Below are 18,762 nucleotides of genomic sequence, written 5' to 3' on the forward strand. Positions count from 1 at the left end.
GACGTCAGTGGCGCGGCTCGATCACTGTAGGAGTTTGTGAACGTGAGAACAAAATGGGCGAAAGCGCAACTCGACGGCGCGACTGCTACGTCACACCGGGACGCGCTCGGGGCGGGTCGCTCCGCGGTTCAACTACCGAATTTGTCGTCGTGCGCGCGGGTTGACGACAAAATCGGTAGTTGAACCGCAGAAACCAGATCAGCCGCGCAGCGCCGCGCGCAGCCGGTCCGGGCTGACGCGCCAGAAGTCGTGCTGGCGGCCGTCGACGAAGGTCACCGGGATCTCGTGGGCGAATCGGTCGGCGAGCGCGGGATCGTCGTCGATCGACAGTTCCACGAAGCTCTCCCCCAGCTCGGCGCACACCGCCTCGATGACCGCGCGGGCGTCGTCGCACAGATGGCAGCCGGGACGGCTGTAGAGGGTGACCCGCGGGGTCGGCACACCGCTCATTCCACTCGTTCCACTCGTTCGGGTCATTCCAGGATCCCCAGCGCCTTGCGCCGCTCGGCGCCCCGCAGCACGCCCTTGCGGATCTTGCCCGTCACGGTGCGCGGCAGGGCGTCGACGACCTCGACCCGGACCGGCCGCTTGTACGGCGCCAGCCGCTCCTCGGCCGTGGCGCCGACGGCCCGCACCAGGGCCTCCGCGTCGGGTCCGGCGATCGCGCCGGAGTCGGGCACGACGTAGGCGACCACGGCCTCACCGGTCTGGTCGTCGGGCACGCCGAGGACTGCGGCCTGGCGCACGCCGGGGACCTCTTCCAAGATCGCCTCCACCTCGGTGGGATAGACGTTGAAGCCGGAGACGATGACGAGCTCCTTGACCCGGTCGACGAGATAGAGGTCGCCGTCGGCGTCGAGGAAGCCGACGTCGCCGGTGGACCACCAGCCGTCGTCGGCGGGGCCGTCCTGGCCGTCGGGCCAGTAGCCGCTGAACAGGTTGCGGCCTCGGATCTGGATCTCGCCGGGGTCGTCGGCCGCCGCCTCCTCGAGCGGCCGGCCCTCGTCGTCGACGAGACGGATGTCGATGCCGTCGAGCGCGGCGCCCACCGAGCCGGGCTTGATCTCGGCGGAGCGGAGGGTGCTGGTCACCACCGGCGACGCCTCGGTCAGCCCGTAGCCCTGGTGGACGGCCACGTCGGCGAGCGCGCCGAACTCCTCGACCGTCTCGGCGGCGAGCGGCGCCGAGCCGGACAGGATCATCCGGACCGGACCGAGCCGCTCGGCCAGGGCGTCCACTCCCCGCCAGGCCGCGAACACGGGCGGCGCGACCGGGACGACGCTGCACGCCTCGTCCTCGATGAGGTCGAGGGTGCCCTCGGGGTCGAAGCGATCGGCGAGCACCAGCTTCGCCCGGTGCCGGAGCACCCCACCGAGCACCGCGCCCAGCCCGTAGACGTGGAACAGGGGCAGCACCCCGAGGACGACGTCGTCGGAGTGGATCATGGGCGGGCGTACGGCGGCGACCTGCTCCACGTTCGCCAGCAGGGCCCGGTGGGTGAGCATCGCCGCGCGGGGGCGCCCCGAGGTGCCGCTGGTGTAGAGCAGGACGGCGAGCTTCTCGGGGTCCTGGAGCGGCGGCACCGGCACGGCGGGCTCGGCGCGGAGGTCGTCGTACGCGCCCTCGCCGTCGTGCGGGTCCGTGCCGACGAGCACGATCCGGGGCTCGGGACGCTGCTCGTCATGGGCGGCCGTGGCGACCTCGGGCCGCACCGTGGCGTCGCGCACGGCGGTGACCGTCTGTGCGTCGGCGACCACCAGCCGGGCGCCGCAGTCGACGAGCATCGCCGCGAGCTCGCTGGGCGTCGATCCCGGGTTCACCGGGACCGCCACCGCCTGCGCGCGCAGCACACCGAGGTAGCACGTCACGAACTCCAGCCGGTTGCCGAGGACCAGCAGCACCCGGTGCCCGGCGAGGACGCCCGCGCGACCGAGGCCGGTGGCGACGCGGCCGACCTCGTCCTCGAGCTCGGCCCAGGTCAGGCCGCGGCCGCCGGCCTCGACGACGGCGAGCCGCTCGGGGTGCTCGGCGGCGGCGGACGCGACGAGGGCAGCCACGTCGGGGACAGCTCTCGTCTCGTCCGACAACGACATGGAGGGATCCTACGCGGGCGCATTTGTCACTAGGCTGCGGCGCATGGTGCCGCCCGCCGACCGTCCCCGCCGGCTGAACCTGCAGCAACGGTCGCGCCTGGCGGGCGAGGCGGCCGCGGCGGCCGCCGAGGTGGAGTCCGCCCTGGCCCATCCCGTCGATCCGCGCGCGGCGGCCTTCTTCGACGTCGACAACACCGTCATGCAGGGCGCGAGCATCTTCCACCTGGCGCGGGGGCTCTACCGGCGCAAGTTCTTCACGACGCGCGACATCCTCGGGGCGGCGTACAAGCAGGCGTACTTCCGCGTCGTCGGCGTGGAGGACCCCGAGCACGTCGCCGAGGCCCGCAACTCCGCCCTCGCCTTCATCGCGGGGCACACCGTGCGGGAGATCGAGGACGTCGGCGAGGAGATCTTCGACGAGGCGATGGCGCACCGGATCTGGCCCGGCACCCGCGCCCTCGCCCAGATGCACCTCGACCGCGGGCAGCGGGTCTGGCTGGTGACCGCCGCGCCGATCGAGATCGCGAACCTGATCGCCCGGCGGCTCGGTCTCACCGGAGCCCTCGGCACGGTCGCCGAGCACGTCGACGGCGTCTACACCGGCCAGCTCGTCGGCGACATGCTGCACGGGCCGGCGAAGGCGGTGGCGGTGAAGGCGCTCGCCGAGCGGGAGGGACTCGACCTGTCCCTCTGCTCGGCCTACAGCGACTCGGCCAACGACCTGCCGATGCTCAGCCTCGTCGGCGACCCGTGCGCCATCAACCCCGACGCGAAGCTGCGCGCCCACGCCCGCGCCCACGGCTGGCGGATCCGGGACTACCGGACCGGCCGCAAGGCCGCCCGCGCCGGGATCGTCGTGGGCTCGGCGGCGGCGGGCGCCGCGATCGCCGGGGCCGTCGTACGCCGCCAGCGGCATCGCCCCTGAGCGGCGCGACGCACGATGGCGATGCGCCCTACCGGACGGTAACCTGTCGACCGCGGGCGACCGGGTGTCGCCCGACCGGTTCTCGCGTTCCGGTACCACCGCAGGCGGATCCGCCGTAGGATCCCCTCCGGGGGGCAGGAGGGAGGGACCCGCATGACCTGGCAGCGCGCTGACCTGACGCGCGGGCTCGACGCCCTGCGCGAGGCCGTCGTCGCCGCGCTGACCCCCTTCCCACCCCCGGCACCGGCCGGCGCCGGGCCCTTCGGCGGACCGTTCGCCGCGCCGCCCACCCGCGACTCCCGCGCGTCCCGCACCGACCACCACCTGTGGAGCGAGGCGAGTGCCGAGACCTCCGCCGACCCGGCGGGCGCCCCCGGCTCCGGCGGCTTCGAGCGCGACGGCGGGGACTCGTTCGGCGACGCCACCCTCGCCACCTCCTCCGAGGACTCCGCCGAGGCCCGCGAGCGACTGATCGGCCTGGTCGAGCTGGCCCGCGGCGGCGACGCCGAGGCGTTCGGCCTCCTCTACGACCACTACCAGCCCTCGGTCTACCGGTTCCTCTACTACCGGACCCGCTCCGTCGTCGTCGCCGAGGACCTCTGCTCGGAGACGTTCTTCCGCGCGCTGCGCAACATGTCGTCGTTCCGCTGGCAGGGCAAGGACTTCGGCGCCTGGCTGATGACCATCGCCCGCAACCTCGCGACCGACCACTTCAAGGCCGGTCGCACCCGCCTCGAGCTGACCACCGAGGACATGGGGCAGCACGACGACGCCACCGAGGGTCCGGAGAACGCCGTCCTCGCGAGCCTGACCAACGAGATCCTCCTCGACGCGCTCACCAAGCTCCCCAACGAGCAGCGCGACTGCCTCATCATGCGCTTCCTGCAGGGCTTGAGCATCGCCGAGACGGCCGCCGCCCTCGGTCGCAGCGACGGCGCCATCAAGCAGCTCCAGCTGCGCGGCGTGCGCAACCTCGCCAAGCTGATGCCGGAGGGGATCCGATGATCGAGCGCCTGGTCAATTCGGACTATGCCCGTCCACCCGTGTGGACCGTAACCAGCGGGACCGACCCGTCGTTGGACGTTCGAGAGAGCTCGAGGGTCGTGGCGACCCTCTCGACACGAGGACGGACGTTGTGATGCGGGGGAACGGCTGGTCGCGCGGCGCGGAGGAGTTCGACGCGCTGGTCTCCGGGCGCGGCGAGGGCCTCGCCACCGGTGACGAGACCCAGGCCGAGCTGCTCGAGCTGGTCGCCGCCCTGCGCGCCGTGCCTCCGGCCACCGCCCGGCCCGAGTTCGTCACCTCGCTGCGCGCGCAGCTCGTCGCTGCGGCCGAGCGCGAGCCCGCCCGGGCCGAGGAGGCCCTGGCCGTCCGGCTGACCCCCCGGCAGCGTCGCGGCTCCCGCGAGCGCCGGCTGGCCGCGGTGATCGGCGGCTTCGCCGTCGTGTCCGCCACCGGCTCGATGGCGATGGCCGCCCAGGACGCCCTGCCCGGCGACGTGCTCTACCCGGTCAAGCGGGCGATCGAGAACGCCCAGACCAACCTGCAGCCCGACGGCGCCGCGAAGGCCGAGGCCCTCCGCTCCCACGCCGAGTCCCGACTCGACGAGTTCCGCTCCCTCGTGGCGCGCGACGCGAGCGCCGACGCGATCAGCGAGACGCTCCAGGACTTCACCGAGCAGGCCCGCCAGGCGTCCGAGTTCGCGCTCGACGACTACGCCGCGACCGGCAAGGCCGACCGGATCGCCGACCTGCGCGCCTTCGCGGGCGAGAGCATGGACGTGCTCGGCGCCCACGGCCCCGCCGTCCCGGCCGAGAGCCGATCGATCCTGATCACCGCCACCCAGACGATCCGGCAGATCGACGCCGCCGCGTGGGAGGCCTGCCCCGGCTGCGCCGAGGGCGACATCGCCCAGGTCCCCGACTTCGTGACGCTGCCGCTCAGCGCGGTCCTCAGCGGCGACATCGCCGCGTCGGCGACCCAGGTGCTGCCGCCGCCGGCCAAGAAGAAGGACGCGCCCGCCGCGACCACTCCGCCGCCGGCCGCCTCGACCCCGCCGCCGGGCCAGACCCCGCCACCGCCTCCGGAGACGACGCAGCCGAACCCGCCCGACGCCACCAAGCCCACCAAGACCGTCGGCAAGACGGTCGAGGAGGTGACCCGCGGCGTCACCGGCGCGCTCGGCCTCGACGGCCAGCCGCAGCCGACCGACGGCACGACCGACCCCGGTCTGGTCGGCGGTCTGGTCGGGGGCCTCGGCGCCCTGCTGGGCGGCCTCCTCGGCACCACCACGCCCTGACCTCCGCGGGCGCAGGAAGGCTCAGCGGAAGACGGACTCGCGCTGCATGAGCAGGCTGTAGAGCGTCTGCTGGATGGTCTCGCGGACCTGATCGGTCACGTCGAAGACCAGCATGGGGTCCTCGGCCGCCCCCGCGTCGTACTCGTCGGTGCGGATCGGCTCGCCGAACTCGAGCAGCCACTTCGACGGCAGCGGCACCAGGCCCAGCGGCCCGAGGAGCGGGAAGAGCGGGGTGATCGGGATGTACGGCACACCGAGCAGGCGGGCCAGGGACGGGATGTTGCCGACCAACGGGTAGATCTCCTCGGCGCCGACCACCGAGAGCGGCACGATCGGGACCCCGGTGCGCAGCGCGGCGGAGACGAAGCCACCCCGGCCGAAGCGCTGGAGCTTGTAGCGCTCGGAGAACGGCTTCCCGATGCCCTTGAAGCCCTCGGGCCACACACCCACCAGCTCGCCACCGCGCAGCATCCGCTCGGCATCCTCAGCGCAGGCCAGGGTGGCGCCGCCCTTGCGGGCCACGGAGCCCACCAGGGGCAGGCGGAAGACCAGGTCGGCACCGAGCGGGCGCAGGAAGCGACCGGTGTGGTCGTGGATCGACACCATCGTCATCAGGCCGTCGACCGGGATCGTGCCGGAGTGGTTGGAGACGACCAGGGCACCGCCGTCGACGGGGATGTTGTCGATGCCCCGGACCTCGATCCGGAACCACTTCTGCGCCACCGGCCGCAGCGCCGCCATGAAGAAGCGCTCGGTGACCTCGGCGTCGAAGCCGTACTCGTCGACGGTGTACTCGCCGGTCAGGCGGCGCCGCAGGAAGGCGAGGAACCGGGCCAGCTGCGGCTCCCACTGGTCCCCGAAGAGCTCCTTGCTGGCGTGCTGGAAGGCCGCGAGCCAGTCACCGACCGGGATGCCCGCCAGCGGGCTCAGGCCGCGGTCCTCGGTGCGGGCGGCCGCCACGGCGGTGGGTACGGCGCCGGGCAGGCCGGTCGGCGCCGCGGTCCCGGACGGGTCGGCCGCCGCCGGTGCCGGGCCCGGCGCGGGATCGCGGGTGGCGTCGCCGGCGGGGTCGGGAGTAGCGTCCGCTGCCGGCGGCTCGCCCGCACCGTCGCTCGCACCGTCGGCGAGACCGTCGGCGAGACCGTCGGCGAGACCGGCGGCGGGACCGGCGGGCGGCGGACCCGCGGTCGGGTCGGCGCCCGGCGCCTCCCCGGCCTCGGGCTCGGGCGTGTCGGGGGCGGGCTTGCGCGCCGGCGTCCGGCGCGGCGTACCGGACTTCGAGGCCAGGCCTCGGGCCGCGGCGGAGGGCCGCTTGCCGGTGCCGCGGCCGGGCTGGCCGCGGGTGCCGATCGGGATGATCTCGGCGTCAGCCATCCGTTCCTCCAGCGAGGGTGAGCTGGGCGGGACGGTCCTCGTCGACCGCGGGGAGCCGCTCGGCGAGCGAGCCGAGCAGACGCTCGGTGCGCCGCGCCGCCGGCGGGAGGGACGCCGCGAACTCGGCGAACGCCGACGACGTCGTGTACTGCGGCTCGAAGCCGAGCTCGCTGCGCATCCGCGTGGTGTCGACCCCGCGGCCATAGGTCAAGAACGCGACCAGCTCGGGCGACAGGTCCGCACGGCGCACGGGCTTGAGGGCCGAGCCGAGGCTGCCGAAGGCGAAGCCGGGCACCGGGACGTTGGGCCGGCCGGCCCGGCGCAGCGCCTGGGAGAGCATGAGCAGGCCGTCGCCGGCGACGTTGAACGTGCCGGGGCGGTCCTCCTGGACCGCGTGGCGCAGCACGCGGTAGAGGTCCGTCTCGTGGAGGAACTGCAGGCGCGGGTCGAAGCCCAGGACGGTGGGGATCACCGGCAGCCGGAAGTACGACGCCAGCGGGCTCATCACCCGCGGGCCGATCACGTTGGCGCAGCGCAGCAGGGTGACGGTGACGTCGGGGCGCCGTCGGGCGAAGCCGCGGACGTACTGCTCGACCTCCACGACGTCTTTGCCGTAGCCGGTCCGCGCGGGGCGTCGCGGCTCCATGTCCTCGGTGAACATGGCCGGGTCACGGCTGCTGGCGCCGTAGGCCGTCGTCGAGGACTTCACCACCAGGGTGCGCAGCCCCTCGGCCTTCTGGCAGGCCGCCAGGAGCTGCATGGTCCCGATGACGTTGAGCTCCTTCATGGTGCCGCGGGCACCGGCGGAGCCGGGGGTCGCGATCACGCTCATGTGGACGACGGTGTCGACGTCCTCCTTCGCGATGACCTTCGCGATGACCGGGTTGCGGATGTCGGCGCGCACGAACGTGACGTCGCCGAGGTCACCCCGCGGGGGGATGACGTCGACTCCGATGACCCGGTCGATCCCGGGATCGGTGGCCAGGGTGCGCGCAAGGGTACGGCCGAGGTCTCGCGAGACCCCTGTGACCAGGACCGTGCGTCCGGCGCCCATCTCCACCGACTCCTCGGATCAGGTCGGCGCACCCGGGCGCCGACGAGGCGAGACTGCGTGAGCTACTGGCTCGCTCGGGTCACTTGCCGAGCTTGCGACGCTGGACGCGCGTCTTCTTGAGCAGCTTGCGGTGCTTCTTCTTCGCCATGCGCTTGCGGCGCTTCTTGATGACAGAACCCACGTGGAACCTCTCCAGAGCGCCGGGGGCGGTCGCTCCCGGCGTGACGTACGACGCCCCGGGAGACCCCGGAGCATCGGTCAGCCTATCCGGACCCGCGTGAGCGCGGAGAATCAGCGCCGGAGATGGGACGAAGATCGCACCGCGCGCGGGGCGGTCCGTCCGGGTGCGGGAATCACCGGTCGACCGGCGAAACCTGCACTTGTCGGCCATTGCAACGCCCGACGAGTGCAGGAACAACCGGTCGACCGGTGATTCCTGCGCCGTCGGTCGACCACGCGGGCCCGGACCGCGCCGACTCAGCCGGCCGAGTAGAAGGACTTGCGCAGGTACTCGTTGACGTCCTCCTCGGTGACCCGGAAGGAGCGACCGACCCGGACGGCCGGCAGCTCGCCGCTGTGCACCAGGCGGTAGACCGTCATCTTGGAGACGCGCATGACCGAGGCGACCTCGGCGATCGTGAGGAACTTCGGGTCCGGGAGGGACTCGGCGCGCTCGCGCGACGTAGGAGCCATGACCAACCACGCTTTCTGTGAGCGTCCGTCACCGCCTTCCCCAGCTGTGAACACCGGACGCCACTTGCGTGACAATAGAGCCAGATGTGACTCGTGGGGAAGAGATTCGCCAGTGAAACTTTCTCAGCACGGCGTGTCGGCTTGACCGCAGCGGGACCCAGGATGCGGTCCCGACACCCGGGAACGCGCTTCACGGCCCTGCCGTGGCGCCTCCGGCCCGCCTCTCCACGCCCCACCCTCCCCGCCGCCGACGCCACCGGGCACGCCGCGGACCCCGACCCGCACCGACCCGCACCGAGGGCAACTCAAGGCGCGGCACGCCCACCCTCTTGTCGTACACGCATGTTCGACTTAATATTTCGGACATCATTGTTCGACTTAGGAGTCTCCATGTCGCACCTCGCCGCCACCCCGCCCGCGGCGGGCACGCACGAGCCCGACCCCCGCCGCTGGGGCACGCTCGCCTTCCTCGGCGCCGCCCAGCTCATGCTCATCGTCGACGTCACGGTCGTCGCCATCGCGCTGCCGCACCTCGGCGCCGACCTCGACCTGTCCCGGGCCGCGACGACCTGGGTGGTCAGCGCCTACACGCTCGCGTTCGGCGGCCTCATGCTGCTCGGCGGTCGGGTCGCGGACCTGCTGGGCTCGCGCCCCGTCGTCCTGGCCGGGCTCGCCCTGTTCACCGTCGCCTCCCTCGCCGCCGGCCTGGCCGGATCCTCCGAGGTCCTCGTCGGCAGCCGCGTCGCCCAGGGCCTCGGCGCCGCGCTCCTCTCCCCCGCGGCCCTGTCGGCGGTGCTGCGCCTGTTCGAGGGCGAGGAGCGCAACCGCGCCCTCGGGGTGTGGTCCGCGCTCGGCGGCGGCGGAGCGGCCCTCGGCGTCCTCCTCGGCGGCCTGCTCACCGCCGGGCCGGGCTGGCCGTGGGTGTTCTTCGTCAACGTCCCCATCGGACTCGTCGTCGCCGTCGGCCTGGCCCGGCGGCTCCCGCCGGGCCCGAGCGCACGCAGCGGTGGGCCGAGCGCCGCCCGTCTCGACCTGCCCGGGGCGGTCCTCGTCACCGCGGCCACCGGGACCGCGATCTACGCCCTGATCGGTGCCGGTGACCACGGCTGGCTCGGCGGGCGCACGCTCGGCCTGCTGACCGGCGCCGCTGCGCTCTACCTCCTCTTCGGGCTGCGCCAGCACACCGCGGCCTCCCCGCTGATGGACCTGCGCCTGCTCACCCGGCGTCCGGTCGCGAGCGGCACCTTGCTGGTGGTCGCCGCGACGGCGCTGATGGTCGCCGGCTTCTTCCTCGGCACGTTCTACCTCCAGCACCACGCCGGTCGTGGCGCCCTCGTGACCGGCCTGCTCTTCCTCCCGATCGCGGTCGCCACCGTCGTCGGCGCCACGGCGGGGGGACACCTGATCGGGCGGGTCGGCGCCCGGGTGCTCGCGACGGCGGGCTTCGTCGTGGCGGGGGCCGGGTTCGCCGTACCCGCCATGGTCGACGGGTCGACGGCCGTGGTCCTCGGCATCACCGGCGCCGCGCTCGGCCTCGGCACCCTCTTCGTGGCCGCCTCCGCCACCGCGCTGGGGCACGTCCAGCCCCACGAGTCGGGGATCGTCTCGGGGATCGTCAGCACCTTCCACGAGTTCGGCGCCTCCCTCGGAGCCGGCGTGATCTCGAGCGTCGCCGCGGCCAGCATCGCCGGCACCACGACCTCCGGCTACGTCCACGGCTTCGCCGTGGCCGGCGGGGTCGCGGCCGCGGCCGCACTGCTCTGCCTCGTCTCCGTCCCCGGCCGCACAGCCGGCCCCACGCACCCGACCGGAGGTCTCCACTGATGAACACCAGGCTGAACATCCGACAGGTCCGCAGGTTCGCCCTCCACTACGGCGAGATGATCGCGGCCATGCTGATCGGCATGATGCTGCTCTGGCCGGTCTGGACGCTCGCGACCGGAGCCGCGGACGGATCCTCCTGGCTGCGCTCGGCGAGCGTCGAGTCGCTCGTGATGGCCACCACCATGGCGCTCCCGATGGCCGGCTGGATGCGGTTCCGCGGCCACCGGTGGGCACCGATCACGGAGATGTGCGCGGTGATGTACGTCGGCTTCGCGATCGCCCTGCCGCTGTACTGGGCCGGCGTGCTCGACGCCGGCGGCCTGATGCTGATCGGCCACGTCGCGATGTTCGTGCTGATGCTGGCCGCGATGGCCTGGCGCTGGGAGGAGTACGCCGGCTGCCACTCGCGCCGCGCCCGGGCCGACCGGGCATCCACGATGATGGCCTCGTGACCACTCGTCCACGCCGTGCCGACGCGCGCCGCAACGTGGAGGCGATCCTCGATGCCGCCACCAGCACCCTGGCCCGCGACCCGGACGCCAGCATCAACGACATCGCGAAGGCCGCCGGCGTCGGCCGGGTGACGCTCTACGGTCACTTCGAGAACCGCGCCGTCCTCGTGGCGGCCGTCGTCGAGCGGGCGATGCGGGAGTCCGAGGCCTCGCTGCGGGGGGTCGACCTGTCGGGCGACCCCGCCGCCGCCCTGGTCCGGCTCATCGACGCGACGTGGCAGGTCACCCTCCGGTACGGCGCCCTGGTCGTCGCCGCCGAGAAGAGCATGCCGGCCGCCGAGATGGCCGCGGCCCACAGCGAGCCGCGGGAGCGGGCCCGGCGGCTGCTCGACCACGGCCGCGACCGCGGCAGCTTCCGCACCGACCTCCCGGTCTCCTGGCTGGTGACCACGATGCACACGGTCACCCACGCGGCCGCCACGTCGGTCTACGCCGGCGAGCTGGGGGCCGATGAGGCCGCGCACGCCATCGCGGCCACGATGCTGGGGCTGCTGACCCCGCCGGGACAGGTGGTCCCGGACGTCGACGCGCTGCGACGTGCCTGATGGTCCAGGGGTGTCGACACCGCTGACGTCCATGACGACCTCGCCTGCTGTGAGGAGGTGTCGGTGGCCGCTGGCAGACTGCTCCGTATGACGTTCCAGGCCCTGCTCCTCGACCTGGACGACACTCTGGTCGACCACCGCGGCGCCTCCGAGCGGGGCTTGCGCACGTGGCTGGCCGGGCTGGGGCTGGCCGAGACGCCCGCGCAGCTGGAGACGCACGTGGAGCGCTGGTTCGTGCTCGAGGCACGCCACTACGAGCGCGCCCAGCGCGGGGAGTTGACCTACGTCGAGCACCGCCGGGCGCGGATCCGCGACTTCCTGCCGGGGTGGGACCTGGCCGACGACGAGCTCGCCGACGACGTCTATGCCGGCTTCCTCGGCTGCTACCGCGCCGCCTGGCGGGCCTTCGACGATGCCGCCGCCGCCATCGAGCGGTTCCGTGGCTCCGGCCTCCCGGTCGGCATCCTGACCAACGGCGAGCTGGCCGTCCAGACCGAGAAGCTGCGCCGCACCGGGTTGCTGCGCGCCGACGTCCCGGTCTTCGCGTCCTCCGCCCTGCCGGCGGCCAAGCCCGACCCGCGCTCCTATCTCAGCGCGTGCGCGAGCCTCGGTGCCGCACCCGCCACGACCCTCATGGTCGGCGACTCACTGCACCACGACGTCGTCGGCGCGCAGCGAGCCGGCCTCCAGGCGCGGCTGCTCGACCGCTACGGCCGCTACCGCCGCCGCGACGCTCCCCGGTCCGGCCCACGGGTGCAGACCGTGCGCACCCTGGCGGAGGTCGCCTGAGCCACGGCCGTCGGGCCGGGTCAGCTGCCGAGCTCGCGCGAGCGGTCACGGGCCGCCTCGAGGGCGGCGAGGAAGGCGGCGCGCACCCGGTGCACCTCGAGCTCGCGCAGGGCCGCGGCCGTCGTACCGCCGGGCGAGGTCACCTGTTCGCGCAGGACCGCGGGGTGCTCGCCGGTCTCGCGGAGCATGGTGGCGGAGCCGACCAGGGTCTGGATCACGAGCTCCTGGGCGATCGTGCGCGGAAGGCCGAGGTGGACGCCCGCCTCGATCATCGACTCGACCATGAAGAAGACGTACGCCGGCCCGGAGCCGCTGATCGCGGTCACCGCGTCCTGCTGCTTCTCGGGCACCTGGACGACGCGGCCGACCGAGGCCATCAGCTCGTCGGCCTCCGCGAGGTGGCCCTCGTCGCAGTGCGTGCCGGGCGAGATGGCCGCCATGCCCTGGTCGACCAGCGCGGGGGTGTTGGGCATGACCCGCACGACGGCGACGCCGTCCGGCACGCGGGACTCGACGAAGCCGGTGGTGATGCCGGCGGCCAGCGACACCAGGAGCTGGCCGGGGCGCAGGGCCGGACCGAGCTCGGCGAGGACGTCGGCCATGTCCTGCGGCTTGACCACGAGCAGCACCGTGTCGGCCGCCGCCGCCTCGGCGACGTCATCGACCACGCGGACGCCGTACCTCTCCGCGAGCTCGGCCGCGCGCTCGGCGCGCTTCTCCACGACCACGAGCGCGTCGGCGCTCCGGCCGGCCCGGATCAGCCCGGACAGCAGGGTCTCGCCCATGACACCCGCACCGATGACAGCGGTCCGCTTCTCGCCCACGCCCTGCTCACTCACCCTCGACGACCAACGACGTGGGGAAGAGTCTCAGGTCGGCGGGACGCTCCGCCAGTCGCCGTAGCCGCGAGGGAGCCGCCCGGTCAGTCGGTGCGCCGCCGCAGGGTCGCCGCCCCGAGGGCGAGTGCCGCGAGGGCGAAGGCCAGCACGATGCCGACGTCGCGCCAGACCTCGCCGGTGCGGGTGGTCGTGGCGAGGTGCTCCATCGCGTCGACCGCCCACGTCAGCGGCAGCACCTGCGCCACCGCCTCGAGTACGTCGGGCAGCCGGTCGCGCGGGACGATCAGCCCGCAGAGGAGGATCTGCGGCACCACCACGGCCGGCAGGAACTGCACGGCCTGGAACTCGGTGCGGGCGAACGCCGAGACGAACAGCCCGAGCGCCGTGCCGAGCACCGCGTCGGCGACACCGACCACCACCAGCAGGGCGTCCGGGCCGCGCAGGTCGAGGTCGAGCAGCCCGATCGCCACCCCCGCCGCCAGCGCGGCCTGGACCGCGGCCACCGCGCCGAAGGCGAGCGCGTAGCCGCTGAGGAAGTCCAGGCGACCCATCGGCATCGTGAACAGCCGCTCCAGGGTGCCGCCGGAGCGCTCCCGGAGGGTGGTGATGCTGGTGACGAGGAACATCACGAAGAACGGGAAGATCGCCAGCAGCGCGGGGCCGATCCGGTCGAACACCAGCGGCGTCTCCTGGAAGATCCACCACAGCAGCGCCTGCAGCAGGCACGGCAGCACCAGCAGCATCGCCAGTGTGCGGTGGTCGCGCCGCAGCTGCGTCAGCACCCGGACCGCAATGGCCAGTGTCACCCGAGGCGTCATGCCGCGTCCCCCCGCTCGACGAGCGCGAGGAACGCCGACTCGATGTCGTTGGCGCCCTGCGACTCCTTGATCTCGGCGGGCGTGCCGTGGGCGATGATCCGGCCCTCCCGCATCAGCAGCAGTGCGTCGCAGCGCTCCGCCTCGTCCATGACGTGGCTGGAGACGAGGACCGCAGTCCCGGCGTCAGCGATCCGGTGGAAGAGCGCCCACAGGTCGCGACGCAGCACCGGGTCGAGTCCGACCGTCGGCTCGTCGAGCACGAGCAGGGCCGGAGAGCCGAGGAGGGCGACGGCGAGCCCGACGCGCGAGCGCTGCCCGCCGCTGAGCCGGCCGACCACCGCGTCGCGGCGACCGGCCAGGTCCACCGCCGCCAGGCTCTCCTCGGCCGCGTCCGGGCCCAGGCCCAGGACCCGCGCGAAGAAGCGGAGGTTCTCGAGGACCGTCAGGTCGTCGTACGTGCTGGCGGTCTGGGTCTGGTAGCCGATCCGGTCGCGCAGCGGCCGGCTGCCCGCCGGCTCGCGCAGCACCGTGACCGTGCCCGCGGCGACCCGTTGGACGCCGACGATGCTCCGCAGCAGGGTCGACTTCCCGCACCCGGAGGGACCGAGCAGGCCGGTCACACCGGGGCCGATCCGCAGGTCGAGGCCGTCGAGCACCGTCCGGCCGCCTCGGACGACGCGGAGTCCGTCGATCGCCACGACCGAATTCATCATGTGTTGAATAATGCGCCTGCGCGGGCGGGTGCGCAAGCCCCGACCGGGCGAGTAGCACGCCGTCCACGCGTCAGGGGGAAGTTCCGATCGCCGCCTTCCCGCTGATGCCTGCCGGGCAGTCGGGCGGACGGCGGGTGACAGCGGGCCGACTACAGCGGGCCGGAGAGGAACCCGTCGAGCACCGGGGCGTACGCCGCCACCAGCGCGTCGACGTCCATCGCGACGATCGCCTCGGCGCGGACCACGTAGCGCAGCACGATCACACCGATCACCTGGCTCGCGACCAGCTGCATGCGCCGCTCGGGCGCGTCGATGCCGAGCGCCTCACCCAGCGGCACCAGGACGACGGGCAGGAACCCGCCGCGGAACAGCGCCTCCCCGCCGGGCTCGATCAGCCGGCGCACCATCGCCAGCAGCGCCGGCCGCACGGCCGGGTCGTCCCAGACGCCGATCAGCGCCCGCAGCAGCCGCTCGCCCGCACCCGTGACGGGTCCGACGACCTGCTCGGCCAGGACCGCTCGCGGATCGACGGGAAGCTCGAGCGCCGCGACGAACAGGTCGTCCTTCGACCCGAAGTAGTGGTGCACCAGGGCCGGGTCCACGCCCGCGGCGCCGGCGACGCCCCGGATCGTCGTACCGGCGAAGCCCGCCTCGGCGAAGCGCTCCCGGGCCGCGGCGAGGATGGCCGCGCGGGTGTCGGGACTGCCGCGGCGCCGCCCCCGCACCGACGCCGTCACGCGCCGTCACCGGCGTCGGCCGGCGCCACCGGTACGCCGGCGAGGTGCTCCATCGCGAACTCCAGCGACGCGCGCAGGTCGGCCTCCCGCTCCTCCCGGGTGGTGCAGCGGCGCGTGTTGATCTCCAGCACGACCTCGCCGGCGAAGCCGGTGGCCGCGAGATGCCGCAGGAAGACGTCCGCGCCGATGGTGCCGCGGCCCGGCACGAGGTGCTTGTCCTTGGCCGAGTCGGTGCCGTCGGTCAGGTGCACGTGCCGCAGCCGCGGGCCGAGCCGCTCGGCCATCGCCACCGGATCGGCCCGGGCGATCGCCGCGTGGGACAGGTCGATCGTGGTGTTGGCATAGGGCTCCGTGGACGGGTCCCAGCCGGGCAGGTACATCTCCATCCGGCGCCGCGAGGCGCGCCACGGGTACATGTTCTCGACCGCGAACGCGATCCCCGACGACTCCTCCAGCGCGGCGATCCCGTTGACGAAGTCGCGGGCGTACTCGCGCTGCCACCGGAACGGCGGGTGGACCACGACCACCTCCGCGCCCACCGCGCGCGCCATCGCGGCGGAGCGCTCGAGCTTGCCCCACGGCTCGACCCCCCAGACCCGCTGGGTGAACAGCAGGCACGGCGCGTGGATCGCGCTGATCGGGATCTCGTGGTGCTCGGAGAGCTGCCGGACGGCGTCCACCTGCTGGGAGAGCGCGTCGATGCCGACCATCACCTCGACCGCCTCGTAGCCGACCGCGGCGGCGTGGGCGAACGCGTGGGCCGTCGACTCCGGGTAGACCGAGCTCGTCGAGAGCCCGATCCGGGGGCGCCCCGGAGCTGCGGCGGTCATGACGGGTCGTTGACGCTCAGCTTGTCGATCCGCTCGAGGATCACGCCCTCCCGCAGGGCCCACGGGCAGATCTCCAGCTCGGACAGGTCGAAGATGTCCATGCACGCCTCGGCGACCAGCGCCCCCGGCACGATCTGGTGGGCGCGGTCCGACGAGACGCCCGGCAGCGCGGCCATCTCCTCGGGCGTCATCGCCACCAGCTTCGGGATCCACTGGCGCAGCTCGGCCAGCGGCAGCGTGCGCGGCACCAGCGGTCCGTCGCCGGACGGCGCCGCGCCGCAGATCCGGGCGAGGGAGCGGAAGGTCTTGGACGTCGCCGACGCGCGGTGCGTCGTACCCGCGCGCAGCAGGTGGCCCGCGTCCCGTGCGATGTCGGCGCGGATCCGGCGTCGGATCTGGCGCAGCTGGTCCTCGTCGGGCTGCGCGGCGAACTCCGCACGGGCCAGACGCGCGGCGCCCAGCGGCAGCGACCAGGCGACGTCCGGACGCTCGTCGGAGCCGGCCGCGATCTCCAGGGAGCCGCCGCCGATGTCGAAGACGGCGAGCCGTCCGGCCGACCAGCCGAACCAGCGGCGTACGGCGAGGAAGGTCAGCCGCGCCTCGTCCTCCCCCGGGAGCACCGCGATCCGCACGCCCGTCTGCTCGGCGACATGGGCCAGCACCGCCTCGGAGTTGCCGGCGTCGCGCACGGCGGAGGTGGCGAACGGGAGCATCTCCTCGCAGCCCTTCTCCTCCGCCACGACCAGTGCCTGCGCGGTGAACGCGGTCAGTGCCGCGATGCCGGTGGGCGACACGTCCCCGTCGACGTCGAGGTGCTCGGCGAGGCGCAGCGGCTCCTTGTAGGAGTAGGCCGGGAGCGGCGCCGCACCGCCGTGCGCGTCGACCACCAGCAGGTGGCCGGTGTTCGAGCCGATGTCGAGCACACCCAGACGCATACGTCCACGGTACTAGCCGCGAGCACTCCGGCGACGACGCGGCCAGTAGTGTGGGGTGAGTGCCCGAGGTCCCGCTCGACTTCCCCCGCGCGTGGGTGGAGTTCACCAATCCGGCCGACGAGTCCGAGGTCCTCAAGTGCGACCTCACCTGGCTCACGTCGTCCTTCACCTGCATCTTCGGCAGCGGCTGCGCCGGCATCTACGCCGACTCCCCCGACGTGGGCTGCTGCACCCTCGGCGCCCACTTCGCCGACAAGGACGACGAGTTGCGGGTCAAGGCCTTCGTCGAGCAGCTGACACCGGAGCACTGGCAGGCCCATCCGGGCCGCCCGGTCAAGCGCAAGGACTGGGTCGAGAAGGACGAGGACGGCGAGCGGAAGACCCGGATGCACGAGGTCGACGGCCAGCGCTCGTGCGTGTTCTCCAACCGACCCGGCTTCGCCGGCGGCGCCGGCTGTGCCCTGCACGGCCTCGCGCTCGAGCTCGGTCGCAACCCGCTGGAGACCAAGCCGGACGTGTGCTGGCAGCTGCCGATCCGGCGTACCTTCCGCGAGATCGAGCGGATGGACGGCACGTCGTACGTCGAGGTGACGATCACCGAGTACGACCGCCGCGGCTGGGGCCCCGGCGGCCACGACCTGGACTGGTACTGCTCCGGCAACACCGAGGCCCACGTCGGCGTCGAGCCGGTCTACGTCACCAACGAACCCGAGCTCGTCGCCCTCATGGGTCAAGAGGCCTACGACGAGCTGGTACGCCACTGCGAGGCTCATCTGCGCTCGCGCTCGGCTCTCGCCCTGCACCCTGCCGACCCCCGCTGACGGCTGCACGCGCGCCGTCGCTTGTCACTAAGGGTTACGGCACGAAATTGGGCCCCACAGCGCCCGGGTAGTGGTCATAGCGCCCGGGTAGATGCCTCGGCGGCCCGCGCCGAGGCATCTATCAGGCACCGAGGGCGCAATCCCGGTCCCACGTCATCTACCCGGGCGCTAGGACATCTACCTCGGCGCTATTGCGGCGAATTCAGTGCCGTAACCCTTAGTTGCAAGCGCTCCGCCAGCAACGCCACCACGTCTCGACATCAAGAGACAGCGACCCCGATTCGTCGGACTTCTGCCGGCATGCTCAGAATGTCTGGCATGCGCCTGGATCATCTCTCCTATGCCGCCGGCCCCGACGGACTTGCGAGCACGGCAGCTCGCCTGGGTGCAGCGATCGGGCGTGAGTTCGTCGACGGCGGCATCCACCCCCGCTTCGGCACGCGCAACATGATCCTCCCGCTGACCGACGGCACCTACCTCGAGGTCGTCGAGGCGCTCGACCACCCGGCGTCCGACAAGGCGCCCTTCGGCCAGGCGGTCAAGGCCCGCTCCGCTCTCGGCGGAGGCTGGCTCGGCTGGGCCGTCGCCGTCCCCGACATCGCCGTCGTCGAGGAGCGCCTCGGCCGCTCGGCGGTCCCCGGCTCCCGGCACCGCCCCGACGGCACCGAGCTGCGCTGGAAGCAGATCGGCATCAACGGCCTCATCGCCGACCCGCAGCTCCCGTTCTTCCTGCAGTGGGACATCCCCACCGACCTGCACCCCTCCACCGGCGCCGACGGCACCGTGTCGCTGGCCGGTATCGAGATCGCCGGTGACCCGCAGCGGGTGAGCGAGTGGCTCGGCGAGACCGTCGAGGCTCCGCTGGAGGACGTCAAGGTCGAGTGGGTCGCCCCCCACGGCACGCCCGGCATCCTGGCCGCGCAGGTGCTCACCACCAGCGGCGTCGTCCGCATCTGACCCT

Annotated in this window: 21 protein-coding genes; 9 read left to right on the forward strand and 12 right to left on the reverse strand. The window is 73.2% G+C overall.

The features are described from left to right. Positions 1-198: 198 nt before the first annotated feature. Both ACPZVR_RS07730 and ACPZVR_RS07735 read right to left on the reverse strand, forming a co-directional pair. Entirely contained in the window at positions 199-450 is a 252-nt protein-coding gene (locus ACPZVR_RS07730; RefSeq protein WP_436698996.1) for a glutaredoxin family protein, read from the reverse strand. Between the two features lie 23 nt (positions 451-473). Further along, a complete protein-coding gene (locus ACPZVR_RS07735) occupies positions 474-2,093 on the reverse strand; it encodes a class I adenylate-forming enzyme family protein (protein WP_436698997.1) in 1,620 nt (539 codons plus the stop codon). A gap of 43 nt (positions 2,094-2,136) precedes the next feature. On the opposite strand from ACPZVR_RS07735, the gene ACPZVR_RS07740 reads away from it, so the two are divergent. The 3 genes from ACPZVR_RS07740 (at position 2,137) to ACPZVR_RS07750 (ending at position 5,317) form a co-directional block, all read left to right on the forward strand. After that, a complete protein-coding gene (locus ACPZVR_RS07740) occupies positions 2,137-3,018 on the forward strand; it encodes an HAD family hydrolase (RefSeq protein ID WP_436698998.1) in 882 nt (293 codons plus the stop codon). 153 nt (positions 3,019-3,171) lie between these two features. After that, positions 3,172-4,023: a sigma-70 family RNA polymerase sigma factor gene (locus ACPZVR_RS07745; RefSeq protein ID WP_436698999.1), complete on the forward strand. Its 852-nt coding sequence runs from the start codon at positions 3,172-3,174 to the stop codon at positions 4,021-4,023. 133 nt (positions 4,024-4,156) lie between these two features. Then, positions 4,157-5,317 carry a DUF5667 domain-containing protein gene (locus tag ACPZVR_RS07750; RefSeq protein ID WP_436699127.1) on the forward strand — a complete coding sequence of 387 codons (1,161 nt, stop codon included), beginning with the start codon at positions 4,157-4,159 and terminating at the stop codon, positions 5,315-5,317. 21 nt (positions 5,318-5,338) lie between these two features. On the opposite strand, the gene ACPZVR_RS07755 is transcribed toward ACPZVR_RS07750, so the two are convergent. The 4 genes from ACPZVR_RS07755 to ACPZVR_RS07770 form a co-directional block, all read right to left on the reverse strand. Next, entirely contained in the window at positions 5,339-6,691 is a 1,353-nt protein-coding gene (locus ACPZVR_RS07755) for a lysophospholipid acyltransferase family protein (RefSeq protein WP_436699000.1), read from the reverse strand. Beyond that, complete coding sequence (locus tag ACPZVR_RS07760; RefSeq protein ID WP_436699001.1) at positions 6,684-7,745, reverse strand: NAD-dependent epimerase/dehydratase family protein; 1,062 nt, start codon at positions 7,743-7,745, stop codon at positions 6,684-6,686. Before ACPZVR_RS07760 ends, ACPZVR_RS07755 begins: the two co-directional genes overlap by 8 nt. Before the next feature lie 79 nt (positions 7,746-7,824). Next, on the reverse strand, positions 7,825-7,926 hold the full coding sequence (locus ACPZVR_RS07765; RefSeq protein WP_008356322.1) for a 30S ribosomal protein bS22: 102 nt from the start codon (positions 7,924-7,926) through the stop codon (positions 7,825-7,827). Positions 7,927-8,222: 296 nt separating this feature from the next. After that, positions 8,223-8,438 (reverse strand): helix-turn-helix domain-containing protein, encoded by a 216-nt coding sequence (locus ACPZVR_RS07770; protein ID WP_436699002.1) that lies wholly within the window; start codon positions 8,436-8,438, stop codon positions 8,223-8,225. Between the two features lie 390 nt (positions 8,439-8,828). Between ACPZVR_RS07770 and ACPZVR_RS07775 the strand changes: the two genes are divergently transcribed. The 4 genes from ACPZVR_RS07775 to ACPZVR_RS07790 all read left to right on the forward strand — a co-directional run bounded on the left by ACPZVR_RS07775 (position 8,829) and on the right by ACPZVR_RS07790 (position 12,108). After that, the gene (locus ACPZVR_RS07775; RefSeq protein WP_436699003.1) at positions 8,829-10,262 is read left to right on the forward strand and encodes an MFS transporter; all 1,434 of its coding nucleotides are present in this window, start codon (positions 8,829-8,831) and stop codon (positions 10,260-10,262) included. After that, positions 10,262-10,714, forward strand: a complete 453-nt coding sequence (locus tag ACPZVR_RS07780) for a hypothetical protein (RefSeq protein ID WP_436699004.1) — start codon at positions 10,262-10,264, stop codon at positions 10,712-10,714. Before ACPZVR_RS07775 ends, ACPZVR_RS07780 begins: the two co-directional genes overlap by 1 nt. Beyond that, complete coding sequence (locus tag ACPZVR_RS07785; protein ID WP_436699005.1) at positions 10,711-11,319, forward strand: TetR/AcrR family transcriptional regulator; 609 nt, start codon at positions 10,711-10,713, stop codon at positions 11,317-11,319. Before ACPZVR_RS07780 ends, ACPZVR_RS07785 begins: the two co-directional genes overlap by 4 nt. Before the next feature lie 87 nt (positions 11,320-11,406). Continuing rightward, positions 11,407-12,108 (forward strand): HAD family hydrolase, encoded by a 702-nt coding sequence (locus ACPZVR_RS07790; protein WP_436699006.1) that lies wholly within the window; start codon positions 11,407-11,409, stop codon positions 12,106-12,108. 20 nt (positions 12,109-12,128) lie between these two features. On the opposite strand, the gene proC is transcribed toward ACPZVR_RS07790, so the two are convergent. The 6 genes from proC to ACPZVR_RS07820 form a co-directional block, all read right to left on the reverse strand. Beyond that, positions 12,129-12,947: a pyrroline-5-carboxylate reductase gene (gene proC, locus ACPZVR_RS07795; protein ID WP_436699007.1), complete on the reverse strand. Its 819-nt coding sequence runs from the start codon at positions 12,945-12,947 to the stop codon at positions 12,129-12,131. An 83-nt stretch (positions 12,948-13,030) separates the two neighbouring features. Beyond that, complete coding sequence (locus ACPZVR_RS07800; RefSeq protein WP_436699008.1) at positions 13,031-13,753, reverse strand: ABC transporter permease; 723 nt, start codon at positions 13,751-13,753, stop codon at positions 13,031-13,033. An 8-nt stretch (positions 13,754-13,761) separates the two neighbouring features. Next, positions 13,762-14,478 (reverse strand): ABC transporter ATP-binding protein, encoded by a 717-nt coding sequence (locus tag ACPZVR_RS07805; protein WP_436699009.1) that lies wholly within the window; start codon positions 14,476-14,478, stop codon positions 13,762-13,764. A gap of 149 nt (positions 14,479-14,627) precedes the next feature. Continuing rightward, entirely contained in the window at positions 14,628-15,215 is a 588-nt protein-coding gene (locus tag ACPZVR_RS07810; protein ID WP_436699010.1) for a TetR/AcrR family transcriptional regulator, read from the reverse strand. Continuing rightward, positions 15,212-16,045, reverse strand: a complete 834-nt coding sequence (locus ACPZVR_RS07815; protein WP_436699011.1) for a sugar phosphate isomerase/epimerase family protein — start codon at positions 16,043-16,045, stop codon at positions 15,212-15,214. The genes ACPZVR_RS07810 and ACPZVR_RS07815 overlap by 4 nt, the downstream gene beginning before the upstream one ends. Further along, a complete protein-coding gene (locus ACPZVR_RS07820; protein WP_436699012.1) occupies positions 16,042-16,980 on the reverse strand; it encodes a Ppx/GppA family phosphatase in 939 nt (312 codons plus the stop codon). Before ACPZVR_RS07820 ends, ACPZVR_RS07815 begins: the two co-directional genes overlap by 4 nt. Before the next feature lie 59 nt (positions 16,981-17,039). Between ACPZVR_RS07820 and ACPZVR_RS07825 the strand changes: the two genes are divergently transcribed. Both ACPZVR_RS07825 and ACPZVR_RS07830 read left to right on the forward strand, forming a co-directional pair. Then, the gene (locus ACPZVR_RS07825) at positions 17,040-17,801 is read left to right on the forward strand and encodes a DUF3109 family protein (RefSeq protein WP_436699013.1); all 762 of its coding nucleotides are present in this window, start codon (positions 17,040-17,042) and stop codon (positions 17,799-17,801) included. A gap of 318 nt (positions 17,802-18,119) precedes the next feature. Further along, positions 18,120-18,758, forward strand: a complete 639-nt coding sequence (locus ACPZVR_RS07830; RefSeq protein WP_436699014.1) for a VOC family protein — start codon at positions 18,120-18,122, stop codon at positions 18,756-18,758. Positions 18,759-18,762 lie beyond the last annotated feature (4 nt).

This window comes from Nocardioides segetis (assembly GCF_051390595.1).
Classification (GTDB): Bacteria; Actinomycetota; Actinomycetes; order Propionibacteriales; family Nocardioidaceae; genus Nocardioides.

Excerpts from the sequence above, each read along its gene's own strand:
- ACPZVR_RS07770 (WP_436699002.1), bottom strand. The coding sequence starts at position 8,438 with ATGGCTCCTACGTCGCGCGAGCGCGCCGAGTCCCTCCCGGACCCGAAG.
- ACPZVR_RS07755 (WP_436699000.1), bottom strand. The coding sequence starts at position 6,691 with ATGGCTGACGCCGAGATCATCCCGATCGGCACCCGCGGCCAGCCCGGC.
- ACPZVR_RS07815 (WP_436699011.1), bottom strand. The coding sequence starts at position 16,045 with ATGACCGCCGCAGCTCCGGGGCGCCCCCGGATCGGGCTCTCGACGAGC.
- ACPZVR_RS07760 (WP_436699001.1), bottom strand. The coding sequence starts at position 7,745 with ATGGGCGCCGGACGCACGGTCCTGGTCACAGGGGTCTCGCGAGACCTC.
- ACPZVR_RS07775 (WP_436699003.1), top strand. The coding sequence starts at position 8,829 with ATGTCGCACCTCGCCGCCACCCCGCCCGCGGCGGGCACGCACGAGCCC.
- ACPZVR_RS07745 (WP_436698999.1), top strand. The coding sequence starts at position 3,172 with ATGACCTGGCAGCGCGCTGACCTGACGCGCGGGCTCGACGCCCTGCGC.
- ACPZVR_RS07780 (WP_436699004.1), top strand. The coding sequence starts at position 10,262 with ATGAACACCAGGCTGAACATCCGACAGGTCCGCAGGTTCGCCCTCCAC.
- ACPZVR_RS07805 (WP_436699009.1), bottom strand. The coding sequence starts at position 14,478 with ATGATGAATTCGGTCGTGGCGATCGACGGACTCCGCGTCGTCCGAGGC.
- ACPZVR_RS07735 (WP_436698997.1), bottom strand. The coding sequence starts at position 2,093 with ATGTCGTTGTCGGACGAGACGAGAGCTGTCCCCGACGTGGCTGCCCTC.
- ACPZVR_RS07750 (WP_436699127.1), top strand. The coding sequence starts at position 4,157 with ATGCGGGGGAACGGCTGGTCGCGCGGCGCGGAGGAGTTCGACGCGCTG.
- ACPZVR_RS07820 (WP_436699012.1), bottom strand. The coding sequence starts at position 16,980 with ATGCGTCTGGGTGTGCTCGACATCGGCTCGAACACCGGCCACCTGCTG.
- ACPZVR_RS07730 (WP_436698996.1), bottom strand. The coding sequence starts at position 450 with ATGAGCGGTGTGCCGACCCCGCGGGTCACCCTCTACAGCCGTCCCGGC.
- ACPZVR_RS07790 (WP_436699006.1), top strand. The coding sequence starts at position 11,407 with ATGACGTTCCAGGCCCTGCTCCTCGACCTGGACGACACTCTGGTCGAC.
- ACPZVR_RS07740 (WP_436698998.1), top strand. The coding sequence starts at position 2,137 with ATGGTGCCGCCCGCCGACCGTCCCCGCCGGCTGAACCTGCAGCAACGG.
- ACPZVR_RS07830 (WP_436699014.1), top strand. The coding sequence starts at position 18,120 with ATGCGCCTGGATCATCTCTCCTATGCCGCCGGCCCCGACGGACTTGCG.